A 6,746-nucleotide genomic window follows, 5' to 3' on the forward strand; every position below is an offset into this window, starting at 1 on the left:
TTTAAAATAATTATAAAATAAGATTGAAATTTTAAATTTTTTTGATATTATAGTATTTATACTTATTCTAAAATCAAATCCTAATACGAGGTGATTGTATTCATGAGCGAGAGCCATAACAAACTTACAACAAGCTGGGGCGCACCTGTAGGAGACAACCAGAATTCTATGACTGCAGGGTCGCGCGGACCCACTTTGCTGCAGGATGTGCATCTGCTGGAGAAATTGGCGCATTTTAACCGGGAGCGTGTTCCCGAGCGTGTGGTTCATGCCAAAGGCGTAGGCGCGCATGGTTATTTCGAAGTTACACAGGATTTGTCCCAATATACGAAAGCTGCTTTTTTATCCGAAGTGGGCAAACGCACGCCGATGTTCATCCGTTTCTCCACCGTTGCCGGGGAGCTTGGCTCAGCCGATACCGTCCGTGATCCGCGCGGTTTTGCCGTAAAATTCTACACAGAGGAAGGCAACTACGATCTGGTCGGCAACAATACACCTGTATTTTTTATCCGCGATGCCATTAAATTCCCTGACTTTATCCATACCCAGAAACGCCATCCGCAGACCCATCTGAAAAATCCTAATGCCGTCTGGGATTTCTGGTCCCTTTCCCCTGAATCGCTGCATCAGGTCACCATTCTGATGTCCGACCGCGGCATTCCGGCGACACTTCGTCATATGCACGGCTTCGGAAGCCACACCTTCAAATGGGTGAATGCGGAAGGCTCCGCCGTTTGGGTCAAATACCATTTTAAAACAGAGCAGGGCATAAAAAATCTGGACGTAGCGCTTGCCGCACAACTGGCCGGAGACAACCCGGATTACCATACAGAGGATTTGTTCAATGCCATTGCTCAGGGGGATTTCCCCGCTTGGAGGCTGTATGTCCAGATTATGCCCGCAGAGGATGCCGATACGTACCGTTTCGACCCCTTCGATGTTACCAAGGTATGGTCACAAAAGGATTACCCTCTGATTGAGGTCGGCCGCATGGTACTGAACCGCAATCCGGAGAATTATTTTGCAGAAGTGGAGCAGGCTACGTTTTCTCCTGGCTCTTTTGTTCCCGGAATTGAGGCTTCCCCCGATAAAATGCTGCAGGGCCGTCTCTTCGCGTATGGCGATGCCCACCGCTACCGGGTAGGCGCGAACCATAATCATTTGCCGATCAACCGGCCGATTGCTGAGGTTAACAACAATCAGCGCGACGGCGCTATGCATCCTGGAGCCAACGGCGGCGGTTCAGTCTATTACGAGCCGAACAGCTTCGGCGGAGCGACGGAGTCTCCAGCGCACAAGCCGGCAGCTTTTGAAGTGACCGGACAGGCAGACAGTGTGGCTTACGATCACAACGATCATTACACTCAGCCTGGTGATCTGTACCGACTGCTAAGCGAAGAGGAGCGGGCCCGTCTCGTCCGCAATATCGTAGGTGCTATGACTCCAGTGGATAAAGATGAGATCAAACTCCGCCAAATCGGCCATTTCTACAAAGCCGACCCTGAATTCGGCCAGCGGATCGCTGACGGTCTGGGCCTGACTGTACCTCAATCAGAGTAATCCCGGTCCGTATCTGCACGAATAAGCCCCACCCATTAAGGGCGGGGCTTATTCGTGCAGCACTATTTATCCTTCCTCTGATAAATGCTCATCCACTGCTTCAGTTGCAGCTTCAGATCTATTCTGGCTGACGCCGGCTCCAGGATTTCTGCATGCGATCCATATTGCAGAATCCATTTCATGAATTCCTTCTCATTGTTGAGCGTGACTTCGAACAGCAGACTGCCCCGTGCACATCACACCGGAACGCCAAATCCTTGGCCGTAATTCCCGGAGTAGACTGGATTGCATTAATAATCTTAAAGATTCTAATTACCTTGTCAGTCATTGTGTAAGCCCCTTAACTTTCAGTTATTTATACCGTTGTACCCGCTACTATCATCATATCAGTTCCTTTCGAAGCGCACCAAGAAACACAAGCGTACTAGACCATCATTTCCGACTTTCTCCCTTTGCTGACAAACCAGTATGGCAAAGCCAGAAAAATGGAACCGCCGATGATATTTCCAAAAGTAACCCATGCAAGGTTGTGGACAGCGCCGGTTATTGTAAGTGACTCTGCGTGTGGTAGCATGAGCGATATGGCGAATATCCCCATGTTGGCAATCGAGTGCTCAAAGCCCGGAGTGGCAAAGGCAAACACACACCAAAACAGCATGAACAGCTTAGCCATCTCTTCTTTCATCTTATAGCAGAGCCAGATGGCCAGACATACTACAAAATTACATAACACCGCCCGTAAAAACAATTCACCTGCCGGGATTGTCAGCTTGCTTTCCGCGACTTTTTCAATATAATGGTCTGCGAGACCCATCGGGGCCCTGCTTCTCACATATATAAATGCCAATACTATGGAACCGGTCAGGTTGCCGAGGTAAGAAGCCAGCAGCAATTGCACTGCTTTCTTCAGGTCTATGGTTTTCTCCAGAAGGCCGACAGAAAGAACAAAACAATTTCCGGTAAAAAGCTCTCCACCTGCGAAGTAAAGTAGACCGAGGGCGATTGGGAAGGTAAGCCCGACTGCGATCTTTCCATATAATTTCCCGTCCACATTAATGATTCCTGCAGTTGAGAAAGCAAGCGCGATTCCAATGATTATAAAGAAGCCCGACATGACCGCCAGCAAAAAATATTTCACGATACTCTCATTCAGATAATCACTTTTTATTTTCGCGGAGAGTGCTACCCTGTTGATTTCTTCCTTGTACATAATTCACCTGTTTCAATAGTTGTCAAAAATTTCATCCATCCAGTCAAACATCACCTGATGGAACAGAGCGTGGTTTCCTTCCTGACAATGCTCCTCGGCACCTTCATCTTTGGTAAAGACACGGATGGTCATCGGTGATTTGATCTCATCAATCAATGCCGATAGCTGGTCCTCAGATACGAAATGGTCGGTCTCCCCCATTGTCAGCAGCACAGGGCATTTGATTTTCCCCGCAATTCCTTTCAAGGTCGCTTTCTTCATTTCCTCAAACAATTCGTAGCGGTGCTGTAAGCCAAACACCCACTTTCCGTTATTTAACATCCAGCGCAGATTGGAGTTGCCCTTTTCCGCCACAGCCAGCAGTTGTTCTCTCTGTTCCTCTGGTAACTGGAGTAATTGTTCCAACTGGGGATTTTGGTTCAAGGTAGAATCAAAGGTATCGTAGAAGACGTTAAAGGCGATGCAGGCTTTAATTCGGTCATCAAACGCTGCTGCCCTTGGTGCAAAATAGCCGCCTAAGCTCATCCCAAGCAGTGCAATTTTGTCCATACTAATTTCACTTCTTGTTTCCATATAATCAATAGCGGCACCTACCGGAACTTCAGCATCGTGGCGCATGTACAGGTTCTGTTTGCGCAGTGCTTCTCCCTGTCCCGGCATTTCAAACACCAGACAGTGGTATCCTCGCTTAATGGCCGGTGCTGCACCGCAGAAATACAGTTCCTGGAGCGTAGAATCATACCCCCCGATAAACAGAAGCGTTGGCCGGGCTGTCAAAGCATTTTTTCGATCTGCTGCCGCTCCGTAAAAATAGCCCTTCAAGTAAGTATCACCATAAGGGATCTTTACAATTTCATAGTGAGTATCCAAGAGATCCATCGCCTTTTCAAAGGTGTTCACGCTCTTGTCGAAATTCTCCATTCTTCTTGGATCTGTGCCATCCAGAAAGAATTCACCGGTTCTGTAGTAGTTGTGCGCACGAAGGTAGGCCTCTCTTGCACTTACTTTATGACGTTTGCTCAGGCATTCCTCTGCTGTGCTTTCGGTTCTGTCGGCCATTTGCTGCCATTCCAGGAACCAGCTTTCGAAATCACCCTCTGTAATTTTGGAGGCTGTTGCCAGGCACTCCCCAATCTCAGCACCTTGATAACCCGCGTATGTCGCTGCTCTTAACAATTCAAAAGAGAATGCCTGATCGTTAAAATAGAATTTCATGATGAATCGCTCCTTTACAATTTAATTTTCATTGATCATTCGATGAACTAAATAGGCTTAAAAAACTGGAAACAGTTTTTAAGCTAATTTCCAGGTCAACAATGTATAATCTACAATCTGTTCCAGATAGGTATCCCAGTCTACAGCATACAAATTATATTGTTCAAATAGTATATCCTGAACAAGATAAGAATAGATGGCGCTCCAGAACTGATTACCCATCATCCAAAAATCCATGGTGCGAATTTCGTTGCGATCGGCTCGCTGCTCTAGCATCTTCATCGTCTGACCGGTAAGAATCTTCATGTGTCTGCTGAAGCTTTCCATGTAAGTTTCGGGAAGAATATTCTTTTCCCTGAGCAGAATCATCAGAACATTCTTGTCCTTAGCGATATAAGTGAATAGAATTTTGCCAAGCGCAATGAGAATTTCCCGGATCGGTGCATTCTTGTCTAAAGCAGCAATGTCTTCTTCAATCTGCAGATACCGCTCTTCCAGAAACTCCTGCATAATCGTATCGAGTATCTGTTTCTTGCCATCCGGAAAATAATGATAAATCAGCCCGTCGGCCATCCCAATATGTTTGGTAATTCCACGGGTTGTGGTTGCATGGTAGCCATGCAAGGCAAATAACTCTTTGGCCGATTCCAGAAGCTGCCCCCGCCGTTCAATGGCTTGTAGATCACGGCTGGTCAGCTTGGAGGATACGTCTTCTTTTCCCATTCTTTTAGTTCACCGCCTGTTCAATGAAATTATAGTTCAATTCCGTCTTCAAAGCAATATTTTTTTCAAATCTGCCTTTCATGCAGCTTGACCCGCAGCTCTCCTACGGTAGGATACCCTAAAAGGACTTAAGGCAATCCTCTTTTTCGCATGACTGCTCACCGCCCTTCATCCAACCTTGCCTTGCTCTTTCCCTCGAATCCAGTCCTCTTACCCGTCAACAAAATACACTGTCAAGCGCACAAAAGAACCCTTGCGGCGCAAGGGTTCTTTAAGCTAAGACTTAAGCGGGTGATGGGAATCGAACCCACGCTATCAGCTTGGAAGGCTGAAGTTCTACCATTGAACTACACCCGCACAGGTGTAAAATCGGGATGACACGATTTGAACATGCGACCCCCTGGTCCCAAACCAGGTGCTCTACCAAGCTGAGCTACATCCCGTTATTTTAGATAGTATATAATGGCGCGCCCTGAGAGATACGGTCGCTAACGCGTCCGATTGCGGAGTAGTGCTATCGAAGCTTAAGCTCCAACGAACTCATTCGTTCGAATCTGTCTGCAGGTCACTTGGATCAATCAAGAAGTAATAATGGCGCGCCCTGAGAGATTCGAACTCCCGACCTTTTGATTCGTAGTCAAACGCTCTATCCAGCTGAGCTAAGGGCGCAAAATCTATATGGAGCGGACGACGGGAATCGAACCCGCGACCCTCGCCTTGGCAAGGCGATGCTCTACCGCTGAGCCACGTCCGCAAAAACATGGTGCGCGTGAAGGGACTTGAACCCCCACGTCGTGAAACGCCAGATCCTAAGTCTGGTGCGTCTGCCATTCCGCCACACGCGCACACTTCATAAGAAAATGGTGAGCCATGAAGGACTCGAACCTTCGACACCCTGATTAAAAGTCAGGTGCTCTACCAACTGAGCTAATGGCTCTCACATAAGGTCCCCTCCGAGTGTTCTCGGATTCACCTTCACAGCATAACTTCACAATATGGTGTGAAGTGGCTGGGGATATAGGATTTGAACCTATGCATGACGGAGTCAAAGTCCGTTGCCTTACCGCTTGGCTAATCCCCAATATTCTCATCCCTGAAGTAATACTGATGGCGGAACCGACGGGATTCGAACCCGCGATCTCCTGCGTGACAGGCAGGCATGTTAGGCCAACTACACCACGGTTCCAAGATATATTGCGGGGGCAGGATTTGAACCTGCGGCCTTCGGGTTATGAGCCCGACGAGCTACCGGGCTGCTCCACCCCGCGTCAGTAAAAAACGTATTCTTTTGAAAGGATACTATGGTGGAGGCTGAGGGGTTCGAACCCCCGACCCTCTGCTTGTAAGGCAGATGCTCTCCCAGCTGAGCTAAGCCTCCATAATATGACCCGTATGGGATACTCTCCACTCCGTTACGAGATTGCGAAGTAATCCTTACGAAGCCTATGCTTCAACGAACCAGTGGATTCTCATCCAAAATTCGAAGATGTAATTGGTGACCCGTATGGGATTCGAACCCATGTTACCTCCGTGAAAGGGAGGTGTCTTAACCCCTTGACCAACGGGCCTTGCTTATAGATTCTAAAAAGATTATTTCTCTGAAGAACGGAGAGAGAGGGATTCGAACCCTCGAGACGCTTGTGGCGCCTACACGATTTCCAATCGTGCTCCTTCGGCCAAACTCGGACACCTCTCCAAATGGCTCCCCGAACAGGACTCGAACCTGTGACAACTCGATTAACAGTCGAGTGCTCTACCAACTGAGCTATCAGGGAAAATGGTGGGCCTTAGTGGACTCGAACCACTGACCTCACCCTTATCAGAGGTGCGCTCTAACCAGCTGAGCTAAAGGCCCTTTCACACATGCCTATTCAACTAATAAGGGCAAAAAAAATACCACAGGGTGTGTGGATATTTCCGCTTGGCGGCGTCCTACTCTCCCAGGACCCTTCGGTCCAAGTACCATCGGCGCTGGAGGGCTTAACGGTCGTGTTCGGGATGGGTACGCGTGGAACCCCTCCGCTATCGCCACCAAACG

Annotated in this window: 5 protein-coding genes, 14 tRNA genes and 1 rRNA gene; 1 reads left to right on the top strand and 19 read right to left on the bottom strand. The window is 48.2% G+C overall.

Features of this window, described 5'->3' with window-relative positions; all coding sequences use genetic code 11:
* The first annotated feature begins 102 nt into the window (after positions 1–102).
* On the top strand, positions 103–1,560 hold the full coding sequence (gene katA, locus ACX1DY_RS27555) for a catalase KatA (protein WP_458967370.1): 1,458 nt from the start codon (positions 103–105) through the stop codon (positions 1,558–1,560).
* Positions 1,561–1,622: 62 nt separating this feature from the next.
* On the opposite strand, the gene ACX1DY_RS27560 is transcribed toward katA, so the two are convergent.
* The 19 genes from ACX1DY_RS27560 to rrf form a co-directional block, all read right to left on the bottom strand.
* Positions 1,623–1,781, bottom strand: a complete 159-nt coding sequence (locus ACX1DY_RS27560; protein ID WP_458967374.1) for a WCX domain-containing protein — start codon at positions 1,779–1,781, stop codon at positions 1,623–1,625.
* 203 nt (positions 1,782–1,984) lie between these two features.
* Entirely contained in the window at positions 1,985–2,770 is a 786-nt protein-coding gene (locus tag ACX1DY_RS27565; protein WP_458967371.1) for a formate/nitrite transporter family protein, read from the bottom strand.
* A 12-nt stretch (positions 2,771–2,782) separates the two neighbouring features.
* Positions 2,783–3,985, bottom strand: a complete 1,203-nt coding sequence (locus ACX1DY_RS27570; protein ID WP_458967372.1) for an alpha/beta hydrolase family protein — start codon at positions 3,983–3,985, stop codon at positions 2,783–2,785.
* A 78-nt stretch (positions 3,986–4,063) separates the two neighbouring features.
* Positions 4,064–4,708, bottom strand: a complete 645-nt coding sequence (locus tag ACX1DY_RS27575) for a TetR/AcrR family transcriptional regulator (protein ID WP_458967373.1) — start codon at positions 4,706–4,708, stop codon at positions 4,064–4,066.
* Positions 4,709–4,994: 286 nt separating this feature from the next.
* Positions 4,995–5,065: transfer RNA gene (locus tag ACX1DY_RS27580), tRNA-Gly, on the bottom strand.
* 12 nt (positions 5,066–5,077) lie between these two features.
* Positions 5,078–5,151: transfer RNA gene (locus tag ACX1DY_RS27585), tRNA-Pro, on the bottom strand.
* Between the two features lie 149 nt (positions 5,152–5,300).
* Positions 5,301–5,377, bottom strand: a tRNA-Arg gene (locus ACX1DY_RS27590).
* 10 nt (positions 5,378–5,387) lie between these two features.
* A tRNA-Gly gene (locus ACX1DY_RS27595) sits at positions 5,388–5,462 on the bottom strand.
* A 7-nt stretch (positions 5,463–5,469) separates the two neighbouring features.
* Positions 5,470–5,553, bottom strand: a tRNA-Leu gene (locus ACX1DY_RS27600).
* 16 nt (positions 5,554–5,569) lie between these two features.
* Positions 5,570–5,645 (bottom strand) — tRNA-Lys (locus ACX1DY_RS27605).
* Positions 5,646–5,714: 69 nt separating this feature from the next.
* Positions 5,715–5,789: transfer RNA gene (locus tag ACX1DY_RS27610), tRNA-Gln, on the bottom strand.
* Between the two features lie 27 nt (positions 5,790–5,816).
* Positions 5,817–5,894, bottom strand: a tRNA-Asp gene (locus tag ACX1DY_RS27615).
* A gap of 8 nt (positions 5,895–5,902) precedes the next feature.
* A tRNA-Met gene (locus tag ACX1DY_RS27620) sits at positions 5,903–5,976 on the bottom strand.
* Between the two features lie 34 nt (positions 5,977–6,010).
* Positions 6,011–6,086, bottom strand: a tRNA-Val gene (locus ACX1DY_RS27625).
* A gap of 115 nt (positions 6,087–6,201) precedes the next feature.
* Positions 6,202–6,276: transfer RNA gene (locus tag ACX1DY_RS27630), tRNA-Glu, on the bottom strand.
* 38 nt (positions 6,277–6,314) lie between these two features.
* Positions 6,315–6,404 (bottom strand) — tRNA-Ser (locus ACX1DY_RS27635).
* Between the two features lie 3 nt (positions 6,405–6,407).
* Positions 6,408–6,483, bottom strand: a tRNA-Asn gene (locus ACX1DY_RS27640).
* Positions 6,484–6,486: 3 nt separating this feature from the next.
* Positions 6,487–6,563 (bottom strand) — tRNA-Ile (locus tag ACX1DY_RS27645).
* Positions 6,564–6,627: 64 nt separating this feature from the next.
* Positions 6,628–6,744, bottom strand: a 5S ribosomal RNA gene (rrf, locus tag ACX1DY_RS27650).
* Positions 6,745–6,746 lie beyond the last annotated feature (2 nt).

Source organism: Paenibacillus sp. BAC0078, assembly GCF_054483875.1.